The 22,498-nt window shown below is 37.9% G+C and carries 20 protein-coding genes; 7 read left to right on the top strand and 13 right to left on the bottom strand.

Annotated features, from left to right (window positions below; all coding sequences use genetic code 11):
* Positions 1-281: 281 nt before the first annotated feature.
* The gene (locus CH361_RS06515; protein WP_100789987.1) at positions 282-1,559 is read left to right on the top strand and encodes an esterase/lipase family protein; all 1,278 of its coding nucleotides are present in this window, start codon (positions 282-284) and stop codon (positions 1,557-1,559) included.
* Positions 1,560-1,563: 4 nt separating this feature from the next.
* Here the strand turns inward: CH361_RS06515 and CH361_RS06510 are convergent, their stop codons facing one another.
* Positions 1,564-2,505 carry a histone deacetylase family protein gene (locus CH361_RS06510; RefSeq protein WP_100789986.1) on the bottom strand — a complete coding sequence of 314 codons (942 nt, stop codon included), beginning with the start codon at positions 2,503-2,505 and terminating at the stop codon, positions 1,564-1,566.
* A 137-nt stretch (positions 2,506-2,642) separates the two neighbouring features.
* A complete protein-coding gene (locus CH361_RS06505) occupies positions 2,643-3,206 on the bottom strand; it encodes a hypothetical protein (RefSeq protein ID WP_100789985.1) in 564 nt (187 codons plus the stop codon).
* An 86-nt stretch (positions 3,207-3,292) separates the two neighbouring features.
* On the opposite strand from CH361_RS06505, the gene CH361_RS06500 reads away from it, so the two are divergent.
* Entirely contained in the window at positions 3,293-4,255 is a 963-nt protein-coding gene (locus CH361_RS06500) for a putative glycoside hydrolase (RefSeq protein ID WP_100789984.1), read from the top strand.
* A 54-nt stretch (positions 4,256-4,309) separates the two neighbouring features.
* Here the strand turns inward: CH361_RS06500 and CH361_RS06495 are convergent, their stop codons facing one another.
* The 4 genes from CH361_RS06495 to CH361_RS06480 all read right to left on the bottom strand — a co-directional run bounded on the left by CH361_RS06495 (position 4,310) and on the right by CH361_RS06480 (position 8,601).
* Positions 4,310-5,236, bottom strand: coding sequence for a lipase chaperone (locus CH361_RS06495; protein ID WP_244279643.1), 927 nt, complete (start codon positions 5,234-5,236; stop codon positions 4,310-4,312).
* A 195-nt stretch (positions 5,237-5,431) separates the two neighbouring features.
* Positions 5,432-6,343: an esterase/lipase family protein gene (locus tag CH361_RS06490; RefSeq protein ID WP_100789982.1), complete on the bottom strand. Its 912-nt coding sequence runs from the start codon at positions 6,341-6,343 to the stop codon at positions 5,432-5,434.
* A 252-nt stretch (positions 6,344-6,595) separates the two neighbouring features.
* Complete coding sequence (gene radA / locus CH361_RS06485) at positions 6,596-7,963, bottom strand: DNA repair protein RadA (protein ID WP_100789981.1); 1,368 nt, start codon at positions 7,961-7,963, stop codon at positions 6,596-6,598.
* Positions 7,963-8,601: a ribonuclease D gene (locus tag CH361_RS06480; RefSeq protein ID WP_100789980.1), complete on the bottom strand. Its 639-nt coding sequence runs from the start codon at positions 8,599-8,601 to the stop codon at positions 7,963-7,965. Before CH361_RS06480 ends, radA begins: the two co-directional genes overlap by 1 nt.
* Before the next feature lie 54 nt (positions 8,602-8,655).
* Between CH361_RS06480 and CH361_RS06475 the strand changes: the two genes are divergently transcribed.
* The 4 genes from CH361_RS06475 (at position 8,656) to CH361_RS06460 (ending at position 14,539) form a co-directional block, all read left to right on the top strand.
* Positions 8,656-10,542, top strand: a complete 1,887-nt coding sequence (locus CH361_RS06475) for a glycoside hydrolase family 36 protein (RefSeq protein ID WP_100789979.1) — start codon at positions 8,656-8,658, stop codon at positions 10,540-10,542.
* A 69-nt stretch (positions 10,543-10,611) separates the two neighbouring features.
* The gene (locus CH361_RS06470; RefSeq protein ID WP_244279641.1) at positions 10,612-11,076 is read left to right on the top strand and encodes a putative lipoprotein; all 465 of its coding nucleotides are present in this window, start codon (positions 10,612-10,614) and stop codon (positions 11,074-11,076) included.
* A 224-nt stretch (positions 11,077-11,300) separates the two neighbouring features.
* Positions 11,301-12,917 carry a hypothetical protein gene (locus tag CH361_RS06465; RefSeq protein WP_244279640.1) on the top strand — a complete coding sequence of 539 codons (1,617 nt, stop codon included), beginning with the start codon at positions 11,301-11,303 and terminating at the stop codon, positions 12,915-12,917.
* The gene (locus tag CH361_RS06460; protein ID WP_100790058.1) at positions 12,917-14,539 is read left to right on the top strand and encodes a glycosyltransferase family 39 protein; all 1,623 of its coding nucleotides are present in this window, start codon (positions 12,917-12,919) and stop codon (positions 14,537-14,539) included. The genes CH361_RS06465 and CH361_RS06460 overlap by 1 nt, the downstream gene beginning before the upstream one ends.
* Here CH361_RS06460 and CH361_RS06455 read toward each other — a convergent pair.
* The 3 genes from CH361_RS06455 to CH361_RS06445 are packed head-to-tail and all read right to left on the bottom strand — an operon-like array spanning position 14,496 to position 17,351.
* The gene (locus CH361_RS06455) at positions 14,496-15,608 is read right to left on the bottom strand and encodes a SpoIIE family protein phosphatase (protein WP_100789977.1); all 1,113 of its coding nucleotides are present in this window, start codon (positions 15,606-15,608) and stop codon (positions 14,496-14,498) included. The two genes, CH361_RS06460 and CH361_RS06455, sit on opposite strands and share 44 nt — an antisense overlap.
* Positions 15,609-15,636: 28 nt before the next feature.
* Positions 15,637-16,452 carry a hypothetical protein gene (locus CH361_RS06450; protein WP_100789976.1) on the bottom strand — a complete coding sequence of 272 codons (816 nt, stop codon included), beginning with the start codon at positions 16,450-16,452 and terminating at the stop codon, positions 15,637-15,639.
* Positions 16,452-17,351: a histone deacetylase family protein gene (locus CH361_RS06445; RefSeq protein ID WP_100790057.1), complete on the bottom strand. Its 900-nt coding sequence runs from the start codon at positions 17,349-17,351 to the stop codon at positions 16,452-16,454. Before CH361_RS06445 ends, CH361_RS06450 begins: the two co-directional genes overlap by 1 nt.
* Positions 17,352-17,440: 89 nt before the next feature.
* On the opposite strand from CH361_RS06445, the gene pyk reads away from it, so the two are divergent.
* On the top strand, positions 17,441-18,877 hold the full coding sequence (gene pyk / locus CH361_RS06440) for a pyruvate kinase (RefSeq protein WP_100789975.1): 1,437 nt from the start codon (positions 17,441-17,443) through the stop codon (positions 18,875-18,877).
* Here pyk and CH361_RS06435 read toward each other — a convergent pair.
* The 4 genes from CH361_RS06435 to CH361_RS06420 all read right to left on the bottom strand — a co-directional run bounded on the left by CH361_RS06435 (position 18,870) and on the right by CH361_RS06420 (position 22,497).
* Positions 18,870-20,120, bottom strand: a complete 1,251-nt coding sequence (locus CH361_RS06435) for a BaiN/RdsA family NAD(P)/FAD-dependent oxidoreductase (protein ID WP_100789974.1) — start codon at positions 20,118-20,120, stop codon at positions 18,870-18,872. The two genes, pyk and CH361_RS06435, sit on opposite strands and share 8 nt — an antisense overlap.
* A 3-nt stretch (positions 20,121-20,123) precedes the next feature.
* Entirely contained in the window at positions 20,124-20,546 is a 423-nt protein-coding gene (locus CH361_RS06430; protein ID WP_100789973.1) for a VOC family protein, read from the bottom strand.
* 8 nt (positions 20,547-20,554) lie between these two features.
* Positions 20,555-21,739, bottom strand: a complete 1,185-nt coding sequence (locus CH361_RS06425; RefSeq protein WP_100789972.1) for a sterol desaturase family protein — start codon at positions 21,737-21,739, stop codon at positions 20,555-20,557.
* 146 nt (positions 21,740-21,885) lie between these two features.
* Entirely contained in the window at positions 21,886-22,497 is a 612-nt protein-coding gene (locus tag CH361_RS06420) for an ABC-type transport auxiliary lipoprotein, LBF_0736 family (RefSeq protein WP_100789971.1), read from the bottom strand.
* Position 22,498 lies beyond the last annotated feature (1 nt).

Genomic DNA, 22,498 nt, shown 5'->3' with positions numbered 1-22,498 from the left:
AATCCATTCAGTTTCAAAATTGAGTTTAGTTTTAATTCTATCGACTTCCAATTTACATTGGTTTTCCAACTATAGTCAATTTCCTTTTAGAACGATTCCCCAATGCAAATGACTCCCTTTTTGGAATAGTTTCCCTTTTCCATCGACTTCCCGATTTCACTCACCTTCAATCGAAAGCGAGTATCCTTTGCCAAGTAGGCGACTTCGAAACCGACTGGAAAAGGTAACTCACTTACTTTTTTCACTCGCTTTCCAAAGAAACTGAGTTACAATCTTCCTCCGTGATCCAAATCCTTATCAATTCCCTTGCCGGAAAAACAGTTTCTCTCACCCAGAAGACAACAGACTCCCTGTTAAAAGGAATTCAAGTTTTAGTTAAAGGAAGCCTAACAAGCACAGGTGGAGGATTAGATTTACTCTCCAATGCTTTTTTTTATAAACCAGAATGGAGGGAGGCTTTACAAAAAGCAGGTGTCCAGGTCAAAGAAACTGGCCGTAAGTCCAATGAGAATCTACAGAAAACGATAGAACATACAAACCAAGCATTCGAGAAAGCTCTTTTCAAAGTGGAACTCACTGCCAAACAAAGTGATGATATGGTGTTCGATAACCGGATGGTATCAAGTATTCTTGGAAGTTCTCATGATCAAAAATTTAAACTCACAAAAATAGATATGAGTTTTAGAACGATTGGTAAAGACATCACCGCAAAAGAAACCATTGCTGATTTTAAAATTTCTAAAAAAAATAAATCCGTTCTTTTCCTACCAGGTCTATTCACCGATGAAACCGTGTGGCAGGAACAAACTGTGGAATATAAGGAAAGAAAGATTACCTCTCCTGGACTTGCTACCGAATTACAACAAGAAGGTTACTATCCATTTTACTTACGTTATAATCATGGGCTTCCCATTCATGAAAATGGTAAAAAATTAATGCATCTTTTGGATGTATTTTTTGCAGAAGATCCTAATATTAAACCAGATATCATCTGTTATAGTTTGGGTTGTTTGATCTTTAGGTCTAGTCTTTACCATGCAAAGTTAGAGAACAAAGAATGGCTTAGTAAGTTTGGAAAAATCATTCTGATAGCAGCACCAAACAAAGGTTCATATCTAGAGAAAATTGGATTCTGGTTAGGATTTTTATTTGAAAAAAGCCCCAATGTAGCCCTTAAGATCATTGGTATGATCGGGAATCTCCGTAGTGATGCCATTAAAGACTTATCTTTTGGCCTCATTCGAAAGGAAGAAAAAGGTTGGATCGAAACTATTTCTGGATACTTCGGAGAAACCTACTTTGGTGAGTTAGATGAGACGGATGTTTACCAAGCCTACGCTCTCATGGAAGGAGCTGAAAATCCGCTACAGAATTTCCTTGGTGATGGGATTGTTGAGAAAAAAAGCCTTACCTATTTGACGGATAAAGTTTTTAACAAAAAGACAAACACTGCGTTAAGAACACTCGAACTAAATAAACAAAATCATTTTTCCATCATCAGCGCAAAACCTCTCATCCATTGGGTGAAAGTAGTTTTTGGTGTGGCATCAAAAGATTAGACCTTTAACTTGCCAAGGTTTCCAAGTGTAACTTTACGGACTCGGCTAACGCTTGGAAATCATAACCTCCTTCTAAAAAGGAGATCAGTTTGCCATTTGAATGAGTATCTGCAATTTTTTTTACTTCTTTGGTAAAAACTTCATAAGAGGATGTAGAAAGATTCATTCCACCTAACGGATCATCTTTGTGAGCATCAAAACCAGCAGAAATTAAAACAAACTCTGGTTGGAATTTCTCCATTTCGCGGTGGATCGAGATAAAGTTAGACAAGTATTCCGATTCCCCAGCACCTCTTGCCAGGGGAAAATTCAGTGTAGTCCCAAGTCCTTTCCCCCTACCCCGCTCAGACAAAGCACCAGTACCCGGGTAAAAAGGATATTGGTGAAGGGAGACAAAATAAACCGAATCATCTTCATAAAACTGGTGTTGTGTGCCATTCCCATGATGAACATCCCAATCCAAAATCAAAATGCGTTTGATCCCTTGGGATTGTAAATATTTGGCCGTCACAGCAATATTATTAAAAATACAAAACCCCATTGCGTGACTTGCTTCGGCATGATGACCAGGTGGACGGACTAGAGCCATACCGTTTTTTAACTTTCCCAAAAGGACCTCATCGGCGAGATGAAGACCGGCACCCACGGCAAGACTCGCTGCTAAATAGGAATGAGATGAAAAAACTGTATCTCCATCCAAATATCCTGATCCTTTTTCTTCACAAACAGCTCCCACCGAACGAATGTAATTTGGATCATGGATCGAAGAAATGATAGAAAGTGGAGCTTCCTTAAAATTCCGGTTCCAAATAAAATTTTCGGAAGGTAAATCAGATAAATGGTCTAAAATTGATTCCAATCTTACGTGAGTTTCTGGATGACCGGGACCTGTATTATGTTTTAAAAATTCTTCATGAAAAGTAATTCCTGTTTTTAAAGATTCCATTCTATCCTCCATATACAGTGAATTGCAAAATATTGTTTTGGGAAAGATTTGAGTTTCCACCTATTGATTTAATAATACAACAGAAACCAACTAGTTCCGTAATCGTTCGATAAACGAACTTTTTTTAGGGAATCAACTCATTGAAACAACATAAATCTTTCGATATAAACAATCATTTCTACAATTTCGATAATGATTCGGTCAATCTGTTTGGTGATCTGGATTTTTTCTTCGGCAGTGATCTGTTTGTCGAGTCCAGCACTCCCATAAATTGCATAAAAGGTTTTGATATCGGTTGAAAAAGAAGTATTAAACCATTCTTTAAATACTCTTTGTTTCATTTTGTACTCAGGTCGAATGGAACCAGTTAATTCCCAAACGGAACCATCTGTAAAACGTAGTCTTAGTTCAAAAAGGCCCCGATCCTTTCGAATATAAGTTTCTTCATCGGCAGGAGAAAAATCAATTTTCCGAAGCATCACAAGAACAAGTAAAATGTTTTCCAAATGTTCAATGAGATTCTTTTTCTCGGATCCACTAATTTTTGAATCATCTCCCAAATGTTCTAAATAGGACTCACCCATTCCTTGGAAAAGGCGGGAAACTTCCACCATTCGGTCTTTAAAATTTTTAGGATCTGATAATTCCTCTGGAAACCGACCATAAGATTTTAAATTGAAGTCATTGGAAATTTCTAACATGCCCAAATTTTCTTAAAGCCAGTCATTTTCGTCAATCGATTCGATTTGAATTTTCAGCACCTAGTCAAAATCTTGTCATTACTACCATGAAACAAATTACGACTTCGATCCTCCTTCTACTCTTATTCTCCTGCCAATCGGCATCCAAGATCGAGAAGAGGCAAAATTCAAATGCCTCTGGAAACACACCTGAGTTCATTGAAGGACTCTACGTAAATACCAAAACCATTCGTGATAAAAAAAGGTGGAGCCTCCTCTTCCAAGTGATGAAAGATGCAGGAATGAATACGGCAGTCGTTGATATCCAACCCCATCCGCCAACTCCAGAACAAGTGGCAGAAGCGAAAGCCCTTGGTTTTTATATGGTCGCGAGAGTGGTCAACTTTGAAGGTGGACTCATTGAAAAAACACCTAATACAAATTTAATGGCGTCCATTCAAAAATCAATTCGTAAGGCTTGTGAATTAGGTTTTCCAGAAATTCAATTGGATTATATCAGATATGCGGATGGTGGCACTAATTTCAGTATGAGTTATGAAAAACGTTATGAATCCATTCTTGGAATCATAAAAGACCATAAGGAAAAAACGAAAGACAGCTGTTCGAAAGACACTCGTTGGACGGCAGATGTATTTGGTAGAGTTCCCTTCATTGAAAACGATGTCATAGGTCAAAAAGTAGAACCATTCAGTGAAGAGTTAAATGGACTTTATCCTATGTTGTATCCATCTCATTTTTATGGATTAACCAAACGGGTGGCAGATCCTTATGGAACCATCAAGGATGGACTCGACCTGACAGTCAAACGTGCCAAAGAAGGAACAAAAGCAATCGCTTGGGTACAAGGATTTAATATGATGGTAGGCCCAAGTAAACTCAGTTATACAGATTATATCAAAGTGCAAATGCAAGGGGCCAGAGATTCACTTGGCCACGGATTTATTGTTTGGAATGCAGGGAATGAATACATCGATACAATGAATGCATACGAAAAATACAAATCAGAACCTACTCCAAACAACCAAAAGGTAAGTCAAAACGGAGAATGATAGATCTTTACTAAAAATGAAACGGTCTATTATAGAAACTTAAAACGCGGGAATTTATTTTCCCGCTTCTTCTATATTCTTTCTCCTGATATAAGCATCCGCTTCTTCTTCCGAACCCAAAAATTGAATCCGAATTTCTTTTAGTTTCTTTTCTTTTTCAGAAGCTGAAAGATTAACATTCTCTCTTAAAAATTCCTTTTCTTTTGCTTCGTATTTAACTAACGACTCTTGAAATTTTGATTCCTTTGCTCTTTCTTCCGCTAAATTGGCCGCACGTTCTTTCCCAAAATATTTGATTTCAATTCGATTCAAATATTTTTCTTTTTCTTTTGGATCCGTAATGGCATTAAACTCTTTATCACGAAGACTCATCTCCATTTGGTAATGGTCGAACTTATCTTCCCTTGAAACCAATGAATCGTAATAAGTTCCGTAAGTTTTTCTTTTTAGATCTTCAAACTGTTTCACTCGTTGTTCCGCCGGTAGATTGGCAGACTGTTTGATAAAGTTTTGTGTCCCTTCCAAAAAAGACACTTGGGATTCTTCCATTCCAAAAATCAAATCTGCCTTATCTCCCAAAACGTCGCGTCGTTTGGATTTGATTTTTTCATATAATTCAACGAAGGATAGGTCTGTTGGTTGTTCCCATTTCCTATATTCTTCTTCATATCGGAAGTAGGATAAAAATAAATCTTTTACTTTTTCTTTATCTGGTGATTCGTATTCGGCTTCAATATAAGCAATGATGGTTGCATTACACTGTTCCGGAGTATAACCGGCTTTACACTTTCGACGCAAAGCCCAAACCTCCCAAACAAAATTGATTTTACCAGACTTTAGATCGTCTAACAACTCCAAGTATGGTTTGGTTCTATCTTCACGAAAGGGAGAAATCGCTTCTTCCCAAAAACCTTCCCCAGTTCCCAGTGGAGATATCCTTTCCATTGCCATTTGTTCTTCTGGTGTGAGGGATTCTTTCACCTGCGAAGAAGAATCTTGTTTTAGGAAGTAAAGTATACCCAAGAAAAAAATAAGAAATATAACAATAACGATAATAATTTTTTTAAAATCCATTCTGAATGTATTGAAACCTAACGTAACTTATTGAGGAATTTAGACGATCATTTGTTTGGAAATAAAAAAGCCGGATGGGTATCCGGCTTTTGACACTGGGTTTTATAAACCAGCTTTTGCGTTTTTGGCGATGTTTAAGTAATGACCTTGCACATCATAAAAGTTTTGTCCACTCCAAGCCAAGTTTGTTGCTTGTAAATGGTCAATCCCTGTGGCAAACCAATAAGAAGAAGGTGTTCCTTTCCAAGTTCCCCATTTTTGAGAATTGAGTGGAACCACTCCATCATTACCACCACCGAGTCCATAGAAAATTCCACCGGCCCAAGTGATTGGGTGAGTGAGTGCCATGATCGGGTGTTGGACAAGATCAGCCCAAGCCATTTCACTACCATAAGAGTAGTATTTGATTCCCGATTTGTTAGGAGAGTTTGTATTAAAAGTTTTTACGTAACTTACAGTCAGTGATTTTCCCATAGCAATTACATCTTGTGGGCGACCATCACGATAAACTAACTTTGCAAGTAAACTAAGTGCAGAGTTTGCGAATGGTTGTAACCAACTAGGAATCACTCCGAGAACGATATCAGCCATCGGAGCCCCTTGGTGAAGGGAATTGATAGTAGTGACAGTTTGAGTTTTTCCATTGAATCCGAGATTGGATACCATATAACGAATCACAAGTCCACCTTGGCTATGGCCCATCAAATGAACCTTAGAACAACCGTTTGCTGTCATCCAAGTAGAGACTGCAGATTGGATTTGGCTGGCACGAGTAGGAATAGAATTGCTTGCAGAACTTCCAGGAGTGGTGACTTTTGCACCTTGGCTACGAAGATAACCGTCAAGGCCTCCCCAATACTTTACGAGTCCACCAGCTAAACCTTGGGTATCATCAAAACCAAGGATCCCATGAACAAGTGCAATGCACTGACCATCAAGAGGACCGGCAAACAGACCGGAGGTGGGGACGGAGAGAAGGGTCGCTAAAAACCCAATCACTAATTTCTTTTTCATATTTCACCTGAACTTTCTATGTTTTTTACAACATAAGTTCACATTATTGACATGAGTCAATAACTTATGGCAATATTAAGGCAAATGTTTCGGAACGATGTTCTTAACTAACGCTGTATGTTCTAGACTAGTAAGAACCTGATGAACCAATCGTGCGGCTGGAAGTCTTTGGTCACGGCCAGGATTTTCAGTGATTCACCTGATCCTTCCCTCGTAAAACTCGACTCCATTCGAGAATTAAAAATCTTTTCCCTAAAAACCCAATTCTTGCAAGTGTTTAACGGGAGTTAGCTCTAAAGAAGGAAAAACTCCTTCTACTTCTTTGAAGTTCCCTTGCGGAATGTACACTTTAGAGATTCCAATCCCTGCAAGTTCTTTGAGTCGTAAACTGATTTGACCCACACTTCTCACTTCTCCGGAAAGTCCGACCTCGCCGAGAAATCCAATCTCTCTTGCAACTGGTTTGTCCTTAAAGGAAGAGGCTATGGATGCGGCAATGGCAAGATCAAGACTGGGTTCATCAATACTAAGCCCACCAGCAAGATTACTAAAGATATCTGATTCGGATAAAGGAAATCCTAAATACTTTTCAAGAACGGCAGAGAGTAAAATCACACGACGATTGTCTAGTCCTTCCGCCATACGACGTGCTTGTCCATAAGAAGATTTGGTCACTAACGCCTGTACTTCGACACTGATGGCACGAGATCCTTCCATCACAGAAGACAATACGCTACCGGAACGTTCTTCTGATTCAGGTGAAATGAATAAACGATGGCGATCTAAAACCTCTTTCAAACCACCAAATACCATTTCAAAGATAGCTGTGTCTCCCACAGCGCCAAAACGATTTTTCACAGCACGAAGAATGCGGTAATAATTAAAACGGTCTCCTTCAAAATACAAAACAGTATCCACCAAATGTTCTAAAACTTTAGGGCCTGCAATTTGGCCTTCTTTGGTGATATGACCAATGAGAAAAATGGGAACCGAGGTGCGTTTTGCAGTCTCTAAAAAGATTTGCGAAGACTCGCGGAGCTGAGTGATGGTTCCTGCTTGGTTGACTAAACTTTCTTTTAGAATGGTTTGGATGGAATCGATAAAAACCACTTTGGGATTTAGATCAGAAATCATTTGCGAAATATTTTCTGCATACACTTCCGAAGAAAGAAGGATGTTATCGGAATGAACACCCATTCTTTTGGCCCGAAGTCCAATTTGGGATGCTGATTCCTCTCCAGAGATATATAAAACCTTTCCTTCGCCTGCAATGTTTTTGGCTATCTCCAAAACAAGAGTGGACTTACCCACTCCTGGCTCCCCACCAACTAACACTAAACTGCCGGGAACAATTCCTCCACCCAGAACCAAATCGAGTTCGCTAAACCCTGTGGAAGTTCGGATATGAGCATCACTCACTACAGAACCGATGGATTTTGGATCTGTATACTTTCTGTCCTTGGGTTTTTGTTGGGTGGGCGAATCAAACCGACCAGAAGAAGTGTTTGTCACTTCTTCAATTTGGTTCCATTCCCCACAAGACGGACATTTCCCAGCCCAACGACTGAAACTATCCCCACAGGATTTACATTGGTATTGGGGAAGTTGTTTTTTAGCCATCAGTGTTCGAAAAGGTTATGCACTTCTAAAAGATCAAGTTCCACTTGGGTTTCCAAAAAAGCAAAACAACGTTCGGCAGTTGCAAACCGATTTTCACGGATCATCATCTCGGTGAGGATGGATTCAAGAGCAATTAGAAACCGAACATCTGTCGAGGCATAGTCCACTTGGTCTTTGGTGAGGATCTTTTTTCCCCAATCCGAACTTTGATTTTTTTTATCGATGTTTTCTTCGAAAAATTCGCGGATGAGTTCTTTTAACCCGTGTTTATCGGTGTAAGTTCTAGCCAGTTTACTACCAATTTTTGTGCAAAAAACATTTTGAACTTTAATCCCGAGTCTTGCCCGGAGAAAAGTCATGTCCATTCTCGCAAAATGGAAGATTTTGGTAATGTCTTTGGATTCAAATAACTTTTGGATGAGTGGAGCTTCTTTTTGCCCAGGAAGGATTTGTACAAGAGCGACTTTATTTTTAGAGTCAGAAATTTGTACAACACAAAGTCTGTCCCTTCTAGGATTGAGTCCCATCATTTCACAATCCACAGCCAACCGGTCATCCTTTTTAAAGGCTTCAAAAAATTCTTCGTTCAGATCTCCTTGTAAGACTACTGGTTTTATAGTTGAACGTTTTTGGGTCATAATGGCTTACTATGGAAACTACCCTTTCAAAATCATCAAATAGATTTTTCCAAGATGAAAATTCAATACAGAGTTCATAATTCCGTCACCATTTCGAACTTCCTTCCCATTAAGGCAGGAGTTTTCCAATCCGAATGTAAAAAATTCGAGCTTTTACTCTCTTCTACAACAGATCCCAAAACGGGAACTGTCCTAAGTCCCAAACTCATTTGGCGGGAATCAACTAGACCCGAAGTGGGATTTTCTGTGGATCATTTAGAATTGGAATTATCCATTCTACCAGAAGGTGGTGGGTTTTCCCTCTTTCAACACGGATACCAGTCTTGGTCCATTGCGAGAAAAGTAGAAAGTACATCGGTAGACAAACCTCCCTTTTTATCTTTTTTGCAATATTCACAAGAGAATGTTTATTCCAAAAACGAATCCAAAGTAGGTAAGTTTATCTCTGAATATCTAACTCTTGTTTTTAATAAAGTGAGCGGGGTTGGAATTCTTTACGCGCCCATCGAACAGGGAGAATTCGGAACTAAATTCGAAGTCGTTTTTGGAAACGAAGGAAATGTAACATCCGTTAAGGCAATTTATGATATCCATTGTTTGCCTGACCTTCGCCCCCATACAAAACTAAGCATTGCAAAGATCAAAGTCCTTCCTTTTAAAGGAAGTCCAGAATCGAAACTTGCCAAATACTTTGAGGAACTTGGAAAAAAAGAAGGTCCTACCAACTTACCAAAAAAAGTCCCCACTGGTTGGTGTTCTTGGTATTATTATTACACAAAAATTGATCAAAAAATCATTTTAGACAATTTAACAAAGGTTAGAGAACTTAATTTACCTTTTGAATTCTTTCAAATTGATGATGGATACCAAAAAGAAATTGGAGATTGGCTCGTACCCAATGATAAATTTCCAGGTGGGATGCGGATCCTTGCTGATGAAATCAAACGAGTGGGACTAAAACCAGGGATCTGGCTTGCTCCCTTTCTTGTTAGAAAAAAATCAGAATTCTTTCGTAAGTATCCAGAGGCAATACTCAAAGATCAAAATGGAAAACCGGTGCCTGCCATCTACCAACCTCTTTGGGGAAGTGGTTATACTTATGCACTCGACATCACTCATCCTACAGCTCTTGCTTATTTGGAAAAAGTTTTTTCAACTATAGTCAAAGAGTGGGGATATCCTTATTTAAAATTAGATTTTCTGTATGCGGGTCTCCTTCCTGGAGATTTATATAACAAAACCTTATCACCACAAGCCCGTTACCGGAACGCGTTAGAACTCATTCGAAAAGTAGTTGGGAAAAACACCTTCCTTTTGGGATGTGGAGCACCTATGTTGCCATCGGTAGGAATCTTTGATGGAATGCGCATTTCTTGTGACGTGGCGCCCTTTTGGAATCCCGAACGCTTACGAGTCCTCTTACAAGATCGAAATGCACTCTGCACAAGAAACGCACTCATTAACGACATCACTCGTGCCTCCATGCATAGAAACCTTTGGCTGAATGATCCAGATTGTCTTCTTGTCCGCAAAAAAAGAAACAAAATGAACGAAGCACAAACCAAACTCATGGCTTCCGTCATGGCCGTGTCAGGCGGGATGTTGTTAGTTTCTGATGATCTTACAAAATTGGAAATGGACAGGTTGGATCTTTTGAAAAAGGCATTCCAATTAAATCGGGAGTGTCAAGCCTATACCCCAGTTCCCATTGGTATCTTTGAAGATGAGTTTCCGCCAGCCCTCTATAACCCTGCAGGATATCTGGGAATTTGGAATCCAACGGATGAAGAAAAAATCATTCGGTTTGCTGTTCCCCAAGGTTTAAAAACCAAGGAACCTTTTTTGGACTTTTGGACAGGGACTATGGTGAACCTTAGGATCATTGGTGGCCATTTCGAAGTCACTCTCCCGGCATTTGGTTCAGTGGTTGTTTCCGTTTGATTCAGAAAATTCATTGACTACTTTTCATTTTGACTTAGAATTTTTGCAATTCGTCGTAAGAGGTTTTTTATGCGTATGATCAAACATTTGAGTATAGTTTCCGTAATTGCGGTCTTACTTTCATTTAACAATTGTTCTTTCCTAGACTCTGCTTCTGGTAGCATCAGCCGCTTGGGTGTGTCTGTATCAGACTCTGCTTCTGCCCTTGTAAAATCAGTTTCTAATAGTATCTCGTCTATTTCTGACAGCGGAAAAGAAAAGGCTATGAACGAGTACAAAGAAGATGTAACTGCAAGTGTAGCTTTACAAATTCGTTACGAAAACCAAAAACAAGAACTAGAAAACCAACTTTCTATCATAGCGAAATCTCATGGAGTTGTGGCTTGGAGATCTAATAGTGCAACTTACATTGCAATCGGACAAGGTTTAAAACAAGCAAACCTCTCTCCTTCTGAAATGAAAGCAGTAGCAGCAGACGTAGCAAAACAAAACGCAGTAGTCGCAAAACTGATCGTAGACGGGTACAATCTATAATCCAGATCCTCTTTGGGCGGAAAAACTCCGCCCTTTCCTATTTTTTTTTACTGACCTATTCTTTTATTTTCTCGTCCTTACAAGCCGTATCAAACCCTAATCCTTACGGATTTTTATATATAGATTCCAACTCGGGACAATCTAGTGGCGGACATTCTGCCCTCCGATTTGGAGACAGAGTCTACCACCTCCAATATTCTTTTGAAGATAAAATCTTCCATATTGTGAGAGAACCCTGGGAAGACTTTCGGTTTCAATACGGAGTGGTTCAAAATCGCAATATAGAATTTTTTCAGTGGGAAATTTCTGATTCCGCAAAACGTATGTTACGCCAAAAGTGGAACGAACTCTATTTGGTGCAGGAAACCCACATCCAAAACCAAAAAAAATTAGAAAGAGAACTAGAATCTTTTGAGATCAATTCCGAAGGGAAAAAAAATAATCTACCCGTTCCAGGATTTGGATACTTTACAAATTTACCGGATCCTGATTCTCCGATTCCCCATTTGTTTTCCTTTTCCAAAGAAGAAAAAGAAATTTTGGAAGAATCAAATGTTCTAAGAAAAGAGGGTTCACCGAACCTTCCTTTCCCAAGAATAAAAAGACCCTTACCTAAAACGGACTCACCCTATTCTCTCATTCATACCATCACAACCGATACAGAAAGCTTGCTGACCTCACAAAAACATTTTTTTGTTCGGAGGTTTCTTTTAGATCCTGTCCAACTCTATGAACCGGCTTTTTTACAATTAAATGGCCCTGAGTTTACTTTAAGTGAACCAGAAATTACAATCTGGAAAGAATACCAAATTAGTTTAATAAAAGACTTACGATCCTGTGTTCTCGGTGCGGATTGTGATGATTGGGAAGAGATGACCCTTCTCTTAAGGATTCTTTACATAAACAAATCCATTTCAGAAAAAACAATAGTTTTTCCCAAAAAAAACTTAGATGGGTTTCAGTATCTTCCTCTTATCGATTTGCCAGAATTCGTTCTCGCCACCAAACAAAAAGAATACGCTATTTTGTTCGCATCTAAAAAAAAAGTTTTTAGTTCGGGTTATGATTCGATTCAATTTTTAAACTGGGAATCTTTTCTTCTTCGATACCAAAGTTTTTTAGAATCAAACTCTCCTCAATATGAAGGAATGGAATTCAATTGGGTCGGAGAAAATCCATACAAAAATCAATTTGGTTCTTTTTTACCACAAGAAAACAAAACAATCCAGATTTTAAAAGATGAATACGAATCTTACACAAAAGGAATTCAAAATCTTTATTCATACCACTTAACACATCAAAATTGCACATCGGAACTGTTTCGGTATATGAATGAAATGTTTCCGGAAGGGAAAATTGGGAATGAAGTTTTTTGGGATCCTTTATCCAGTCGAGTGATAAGTCTTAATTTTGTTCCCGCAGTGGCAGCGTTAAAGTTAGAATCTAATTCTGGAACCAAACAAAAAAAAGTTTTTTTATCCTATCGTAATCTTAAACGAAAGAAACTAGTTAGTTTTTCAGAAAAACATTTGCAGGAACGTTTTGTTCCCAGTTCGAAAATTTATAAATCCAATCCGATGGATCATCCTTTTTTATTCTTCACAGAAGAAAACATTTGGAATCGTCCGATTTTTGGTTTGGCCAATACCGTTTATGGACTCGGATATACGGGGATGGGAATTTTGACAGCTCCCGTCGACAGAGGAGAAAAATTTTCCAAGGGAACTGAGTCTGTATTTTATAGCCTTCCGGAACTTGTGTTTTTTAATATCCGTAAAGGACATTTCCCCTATATCGCTGCTGAAGAAATCCCAGAAGAGTATTACGAAAAAGAGCCATGATCAAAACAATCTACTTATACATTCCCTATCTTTTCCTTTTGGGCTGCCAATTCCTGCCTACGAAACCTTGGTTCCTTCCTGGGGAAAAAAATATTTATATATTCATTGCGATCTTTTTTATCACCCTCCAAACATTTTTACTTTTTAGTTTGGCAAAAAACAACGATTTGGTGGATAAAATCAAAAAATACATTCCTGCGGGTTGGATTTTCGCTCTTCTTTTTTTTATTTTTTTGATTTTATTTCCCATCCGAAATATGAATTGGGGGGATGGCCTTTTATTATTAGAAACCAATCTTTTAGAAACAAAACTCTTTGGATTCCAATTTACTTTAGATGAAATTTTAGAAACAGCATTACATAGTCAGGTATCTAATCTATTATTTAGATTTGGTTTTTCTGATGATCCAAGAATCTCGTATACCTTTTTATCACAACTGGCAGGGATAGGAATCTTATTTGGTTTTTTGTGGACTGCCAAAAGGGAAAACAAGTCAAACACAGCCTCCATCCTCGTTTTACTTTCATCAGGTGGGATTCTATTAACCTTTGGATATGCAGAAAACTATACATTGGTAACGGTAACCCATCTTTTGATTTATCTTTTTGTTTCTAAATACACGAAAGACCCCAAAGATAACAATCTTTTGTTATACGGTTCTACTGCCCTTGTATCCATTTCGATGTTATTTCATTTGGTATCAGGGTATTTGGTGCTCCTACTCATCTACTTATGGTATGTTCACTCACCAAAAGACAAAAAGATAAAACATCTAGTTGGCTGTGCTATTTTAGGTCTTAGTATCCTCACTCCCTGGTTTTCGTATTTTTTATTTTTCCATGACCCAGCCATTGATCGAAATAGTACACACTTAATCCATCCTCCCTTTTATCCCAAAAGCCGTTTGGTTTCCTTAAATCATTTCAAAGAAATTCTTTCGGTCTTGTATTGGAATGCTTCGATTGCGAGTTTATTTTTATCCTATCAGTTTTTGTTTTTCAAAAAAGAATGGAAGGCCTTTGTCGAAAGGCCTGAAACAAAAGTAATCTTGGTTACTATTTTGGCTTTTTTTCTACATGGATTTTTTCATAATCCTCAACTAGGTTTCCCTGCCGATTGGGATCTCATGGGATTTTATTGGTTACCGATCACTTTCCTCGCGCACCAGTTCTGGATCCAATCCAAAGAAATTTCTATCGAATGGATTCCCTCTTTTTTATTCGGAACGGTAGTCGTAATTTTTTCAGCGATCACCTTACACCAAACAAACCCAAGCAGAGAACTACTCTGGGAAACTACAAAATCAACAATCCAAAGTTATGTGAAGGAAAACAAATCTTATATAGACAATCTACCCAAAGAAGATAAAAAGTTTTTTGCAAAAGGTGATTTTTTATTTTATAAAGGAGAGGTGATCACGGCAAAACTATGTGACTTTCCAGAAAAACAAAATCTCATTCAAAAAATGAATCACCATAGACGAATCTGGAAAAAAGGATTCGAGGATGGAAGTTTTAAATCCAAAGAAATTCTTGGTCAGTTTTTGACAGAAGCAACGAAAACCAATATCGAATACATTAAATCTCTAGAAGTAAATAAGATATGTCATCGGCCGCTTTAGAGGAAGTTTCTAAATACTGAATGTAGTTGTTAATTTCTGTTCTCATCCCTTCAATCCGATTTTCGCCGCCAGGAAGTTGGATTAAAGTTTGAACCAAAGGATGGGTGCTAGATGCAAGTAACCCATCCGAATATAAAAAGAGAATGTCTCCCGTTTCCACAGAAACTTCAATTTCCTTAAATTCCATATCTTTTAGAATTCCTAAGATTTGACCCGACTGATCCTGTAAGAGCAAAGGTGCTTTTGTTTCTTTTTGGAATATAATGGGAAAAGGATGACCACCCCTTGCATAAGTAATTTTTTTCTTTGGATGATCCACAATGATACTAATGGCCGTCATACTATGAGTACCAATTTCATTACAAAGTTCCCTGTTCAAACGAGAGAGTAATTCAGAAGGTGCAATCGTTGTTGTTCGCGCCAATTCTTTATGGATGGTAGTCATAAGAATTGCGATCAGGCCAGAAGTGACTCCATGACCTTCAATATCACCCATCAGAATCAAAGTGCGATCTTCATCTAAAGGTAAAACTTGGAAAAAATCTCCGGATACAAAACTGACCGGTTTGATATCGGAAAAGATTTTATGCTTTAAGGTGGGTAAATTCATTGTTCTCGTTTGAATTTTTGCAGCTAACCTAAGATCCCGTTTGATGGACTCATCCATCGATTCTTTATCTTTTAAGAAATTATAATATTCAAAAGCACGTGAAATCGCAGCTTCGATCGATTTGGTATGAAATGGTTTTAAAATAAAATCAGAAGCCCTGTGGTACAAAGAAGAAACTACCGTTTGGATGTCATGTTCGCCAGTCATCATAAGGACTTGCGTTTTTGAATCATGTGCTTTGATTTTTGGCAAAAGATCCAAACCCGTAGTTTGGGGCATATTCACATCCAAAAACACAATTGGATTTCGTTCTCCTTCAAAATATTCCAGGCCTTGGAGAGGATTAGTGAAATAACGTACAAAATATCCGAGCCCATTGATGATAAGCTCTAATGTTTCACAAATCTCAGTGTCATCGTCAATGATGAGAATCTCGGGTTTAAAAGAATATTCGGACATCTACTATAGGTATCGGCTAGGAAAAGGCTTATTTTGAGACCAATGTGAATTTTAGTTTTTCTTTCACCTCTTCCACTTTTTTAAAATATGCCTCATGGAAAACTTTTTTCTCTAAATAAACATCGGTACAAGAAATCATTTCTCCATATTTCCATTCATAAGGTTCACCATTTTCATAACGAACTCTGTTCTGGTGGATTTGTGAAGACAAACTACGAAGGTTGGTTCCCCGAAAATTTTTCACAAGAGCGCGAAAGGTTCCCTCTTTTTCCGGATCAATAAAACGAAATTTACGAGAGAATAAAACAGCATCATGAAAATATTCAGGAACATTAAAAGCCCCTGATGTTCCCAACCTTTTGGAAAGTACACGAATGAAATCGGTAAATTCATTTAATACATTGAGTCCTGGATATTCTTGGCCAAAGTATAATTCTTTTTTAATGTCACCAGGTTCAAAATTGATATTTTGAGTGAGGAGCCAATCGATATAAATCATTGGAAACTGTTCATCATCACCTTTCATCTGGAATTGGGAAACTTTCAAACGAGTATGAACTAAGATTTTTCTGTTTTCTGTTTTTATATAAATACGATTATCAAAATTATTGAGTATTTCCAACTCAATGATAGGATTTGGGAATCCACGTTTTTCAACAGCTGCGATTAATCCAGCGCTCACTAACAATTGTTCTACTTCATAATGAGTGAATCGATTGAATAACCTCGGCTCCATGTTTAAGGAAGTGTTTAATTCTTTGGAAACATCAACTAAAGACAGATCGTCTAAATTTAGCCAATCAGATTCGTTTTTCTTTTTGTCTGTAGATGAAAAAACACCCATCACTTTTCACCAAATGCTGTAATTGTATTAAAATGAATTTCAACGGTGTCGCGGAAATCTCGGGCATACCCACCTGCGAGTGTCACAACACAAGGAACATTGAGAGTTTCTGCAAACTTACGCACCATCAAATCTCTTTCTTTTAGACCTTTCATTGAAATTTTTAATTCACCTAGTGAATCATCTTCGTAAGGATCAGCTCCTGCAACATAATAAATTATATTGGAATCAAAATCTTTCCGAATCCTATTTAAAGAAGATTCCAATGTGGATAAGTACTCATCATCTTTTGTATTTGGTTCTAAGTTCACATCTAAGTTAGATACTTCTTTCTTTGGATAAAGATTACCTTGGTGCATCGAAAATGTGAAAACTTTGTCATCATATTGAAAAATATAGGAATTTCCATTGCCTTGATGCAAATCCAAGTCAATGATGAGAGCATTTAGATCAGGATTTGTTTCTTTTTGTTTTCGTATAGCAACTGCTACATCATTCAAATAACAAAAACCTTCTGCCTTATCAGGAAAACTATGATGATATCCACCGCCCATATTAAAAGCAAATTGGAAGTTTTTTGAAAGTTCTGCTGCCATAACAGTACCTCCGACACCATACATAAAACTTTCCACAATACTTCGATTAAGTGGGAGTTCAGAATACATGGTTCGAGAAGTATGTTCATAACTAAAAAGATCATCCAAGTATTCTTTGGTATGAACGAGTTCTAAATCTGCATCTTCTGCTTTTTTAGGTAACAAAATGTCCCAAGACGCATAAACAGGATCCCTTTTGACACGGTTGTAAAGGTGGGAATACTTATGTGCCGGGAACACATGGCCAGGTAATTCGAGATTGTAAGAAGAATGGTAGATGAGAGCGAGTGCATTAGATGCCATTAAAATGATATTTTTGCGAAAAATGACACAAGTCAATTCAATCCGTACAATTTACTTGCAGGAAAAAACAAAAAAGCTAAGAATAGGGAATGCCGGAAGATCAAAAAATCCCCAACAAACGCACAAAAATTATTTGTACCATTGGCCCCGCGTCTGCGAACCGTGAAACCATTCTAAATTTGATCTACTCAGGAATGGATTTGGCTCGGATGAATTTTTCTCATTCCACTCACGATTACCACAAAGATATTTTCGAACTTTTGCGTGAATGTGAGCAGGAATCCGGTAAATCCATTGGTATCCTTGCCGACTTACAAGGTCCCAAGATCCGAACAGGAAAATTGGGTACAGGACCCTTGGAACTTAAAACCGGTGACCAAATTGCCATCAACAACAAGTCGGACTTTCTCGGAACAAAAGAAGAAATCGGCTGTACTTACCAATATATTTTAAACGATATCGATGTAGGACATAAACTTCTGATCGATGACGGAAAACTTTCTTTTGTTGTAAAATCCAAAACAAAGGAAAAGGCCATTTTAGAAACCGTGATCGGTGGGACTTTAAAAGACAATAAAGGAATCAACCTGCCTGGAACTCCGATTTCTGCCCCTGCTCTCTCAGAAAAAGACATCGAAGATTTACAATTTGCTTTGTCACTGGGTGTAGATTATATCGCACTATCTTTTGTTAGACGAGCAAGTGACTTAGAGATGGCTCGCCAGTTTATGAAAGACAGTTATGCAGGCCTTATTGCCAAAATTGAACGTCCAGAAGCCATCCAAAATATAGAAGAGATCATAGACAACTGTGATGGGATCATGATTGCCCGCGGTGATTTAGGAGTGGAATTAGACACTCAATATGTTCCTATCATCCAAAAAGAGATGATCACAAAGTTAAACCAACAAGGAAAACCGGTGATCACCGCCACACAAATGTTAGAGACAATGATTGATAACCCACGTCCTACTCGGGCAGAAGCAAGCGACGTTGCCAATGCAGTGATGGATGGAACGGATGCTGTGATGTTGTCTGGAGAAACTGCCTCAGGGAAATATCCTATAGAAACCGTTCGAACCATGACAAGTATCATCCAAGCGGCGGAAGAATCAGAAATTTATTTAGCACATTTGCGGAATATGGATCGTTCTGAATTTGAAGTAGAACGAACCGCCCTTGGTAGTGCTGCCGAATCAATTTCCAGATTGATCAACGCGAAAGCCATCATTAACTTTACAAGATCAGGTTATTCTTCTCTTCTTTCTTCCGAGTTTCGTCCTTTAAAACCAATTTATTCATTCACACCCTTTCTTGGCACAGCAAGGAAGATGCAATTGTATTGGGGAGTGGAAGCCTACGTGATGCCTATGATGGATAAGTTTCCCGATATGATTGCTTTTATGAGTAAAACTTTAAAATCCGAAGGTAAATTAAAATCAGGAGATACTGTTGTCATTCTTTCTGGGGCACCAGGATCTGTGGCACAAACAGTAGACTTTATTCAAATTCACAAAATCAAGTAACAATTGTTTTACGAATGCCTCGGGCTGCAATGGTTGCTGTAGTCCAGGCATTTTGAAAATTGAATCCGCCTGTGATCCCATCTATATCGATCACCTCACCTGTAAAATAAAGACCAGGGATTAGTTTACTTTCCATTGTTTGGAACTGGATGTCTTTTCGAGAAACTCCACCAGCTGTCACAAACTCTTCTTTAAACACTCCTTTGGCCACCATTCGAAGTTTCATTTGTGTAAGAGAGAGACTTAAACTTCTAATTTCCGATTTGGAAATATCAGAATAACGTTTATTAGACGGTATTTTAGACTCTTTTAAAATCCAATCCCAAAATCGATTGGGAAGTTTCCAATCGGGGTCAGGTGTCAATCTTTCGCCTGGTGTTTTTTCTTTTCTGGATAAATACTTTTCTTCGATATCTTGTGTTTTCTCGCCATAAGTCCAGTTGATCGATAAATCGACTTTATAATCTGCTTCAAATAATGTACGAGCTTCCCAAGCAGACAACCTCAGGGCACAAGGCCCACTGAGGCCCCAATGAGTGATGAGGATAGGCCCTTTTTGTGGTTTTCCTTTGGGTAAAATTTTAATTTCAGAATGAGGAACCACAAGACCTGTAAGTTCCATAAGATCAGTATTTTCCAAAGTTAAAGTAAAAAGAGAAGGAACAGGTGTGATGATTTTATGCCCTAATTTTTCTAAGATAGTCCAAATTTTACGGTTGGAGCCTGTTGCCAAAACAATCCGATCGAAAGTTTCCTCAATTCCCCCTTCCCATAAAACACGAAAACCTTTTATTTGGTCAGTCTCTAAATTAGGATAAATTCCAACTAACCCTTGTTCAAAGTGTATAGGAATTTTTTTTGTTTTTAGGTCATTTAAAAAACATTGAATGATGGTATCAGAACTATCCGTTGTGGGAAACATTCTCCCATCTGCTTCTGCCTTGAGTTGAACTCCTCGTTTCAAAAACCATTCAATTGTGTCTTTCGGACCAAAACTTTCAAAGGCCCAACGAAGTTCTTTGTTTCCACGAGGATACTTTTCCGAGAGTAGTTCTGGATCAAAAAGATGATGAGTGACATTACACCTCCCACCACCAGAGATCCTTAGTTTAGAAAGAGGTTCTTTAGACTTTTCAAAGATTCGAATATCACATAACCCTTGTAATTCATCAAAAATTTGAAGGGCCGCAAAACAACCAGAAGCACCCGCACCAATAATGGCAATTTTGGGTTTTGATGCCAAGTTTTACCACTCACCAACACTAGGCATAGACACCCAAGGTTCCAATAATGGTAAAGGTTTTCCTTTTTGTAGAAGCTCTATCGAAATTAAATCTGGGGATCGGATAAAAGCCATACGGCCATCTCGCGGCGGACGATTGATGGTGATCCCCATTGATTGGATCTTTGCACATGTTTCATAAATATCATCCACTTCATAAGCCAAATGTCCAAAGTTTCTTCCTGTTGTATAAGGATCTACTTGGTCCCAATTGTATGTGAGTTCGACCTCAGGTGCATCCACTTCACCTGTGGATAAAAACACCAAAGTAAATTTACCTTCTGGATGTTCATTCCTTCTGGTAATCTTAAGACCGAGGATCTCCACAAAAAAATGAAGGGCCTTATCTAAATCTTTTACCCGAATCATCGTATGTAAATATTTCATATTTTCTACTATAAGAAAAAATAGACCAAAAGCACAAACCAAGAAATAAACTTAGGGACCTCAAAACGGAGCCAATTTTTCTCCCCTTCCAAAAGCCTACCCAAAGAGACGAAGGATAAAACTAATAAAAACAGAACAGAAACCACTTCTCCTAAAGAATAAAAATGCATTCTCTTTAAAAAATACAAAGTAAATCCAGTTGGCACTAAAAAGGAAATGAAAAGATAAATTCGATAAAAGATGGATCCCGTCTTACGACGATATTGAGGTTCTCTCGTTTTTTTATCAATTTCCCACCTGTGATGACTGAGCCAAACATGAGGATCCCTGACCCCACGATCGACCAAGGACTGGAGATCATCAGGCCTTACAGAAGGATAAGAAAAAAAAGAAAGTAACCCTTGGAATTTATATTTTGTATTCCAAAGATCAGAAAACAAATCGCGGAACACATGTAATTCGGCAGTGACAGGATCGTATGTATGCAGTTGCGAAACAAGTCCATACCGAGGTTCTTTTTTTTCTTCACAAAACGTTCCAAAAATTCGATCCCAAAATATAAACACACCACCATAATTACGATCAATGTATTCAGGATTCATGGCATGATGAACTCTATGGTGTGAAGGAGTGACGAATACATACTCAAACCAAGAGGGAAGTTTACCAATCGCACGAGTATGAACCCAAAATTGGTAAGTGCGATTCAACGCATCAATGATCAAATAAGATTCTACAGGAAATCCAATGACTGCCAGTGGCAAATAAAAAAGTCCAATTCCAATGTTACGAACAAAAGACTGTCGTAAAGCGACGGATAAATTAAATTCTTCGCTCGAATGGTGAACTACGTGAGATGCCCATAGAACTTTGATTTCATGGCTATACCTGTGCGCCCAATAAAATAGAAAATCAAGTAACAGAAATAATAAAATCCAATGGAGAGGTGATGTGGGTGATAAAAAAATCTTAGTCAGAAAGGAAACACCCCAAAAGAGATGATACAACTGACTGTATAAAAAAACCATTCCAAGTAGGATGAGACCATCAAAGATCCGACTGAGGACTCCCAAACTAAGGTCTGCCAATGAATCTTCGAAAAAATAATAATCTTTCTTTTTAAAACGAGTATAAAGTATTTCAAGTAACATTAGAAGAATATAAAAAGGTGCGATGGTTTCAATTAGCCTCATGGTACTTCCTTAAAGTTCTAGTTATTGATTCTGGTTTAATTCGAAAAGCAACCTCGTTTCTAAATTTTTTACAAAAGTATTTCGGAAAAAAATACAATTCCGTTATGTGTTATTGGATGAGGAGATATTTTCCCGAAGTACATTGTTTATTTGAGCTTTTGGCTTAAATCTAAATTCAATTCATTGAATGTGCTAGTGAGGCCCAAATTCCAACCAAGAACCAATGCTTCCGGTTCTTTTTTTTCAATGGATTGGATTTGTTTGTACGTTTTTCTAAAAACAGGAGAAGAAACAGAATCCTTGTCCTCATAAACTACTACTTCAAATTCAATAACAGCTTTCGGTTCCTTTGTTCGGAAGTCCCCATACATTTGCGTGAGGCTCAATTCAATAAAATGGGTTACAGAAATTCTAGTATGAATACTTGCATCCCACTCAAAATTACCAGACTTTAATAAAGAACGAACAAACTCTTCTTTGAAGTTATGTGCTGGCGGAATGAAAAAACCATTATAATAATCGGATTCATAAACAGCGTTATCTTTACGATAAACAAACTCTTTTCCTTCAAAACGTTGGGATATAAAAACTTTTCGTATAACAAAAGTTCTTGGTTTTGGAACTGAATAGATTGATTTGGTTTCTCCAGTTTCAATTAGGTAAAACTTCTTTTCTGGAAAGGTTTTACTAACACCAAAACATTGGCTTAGAGAAAAAATAAGGCCAGCCAAAAGGATCAATCGGATTAAGGTTTTCATT

Origin of the sequence: Leptospira brenneri (assembly GCF_002812125.1) — a bacterium.
Taxonomy (GTDB): domain Bacteria; phylum Spirochaetota; class Leptospiria; order Leptospirales; family Leptospiraceae; genus Leptospira_A; species Leptospira_A brenneri.
The sequence above is the reverse complement of the archived record's forward strand: the minus strand, read 5'-3'. Positions and strand labels throughout refer to the sequence as shown.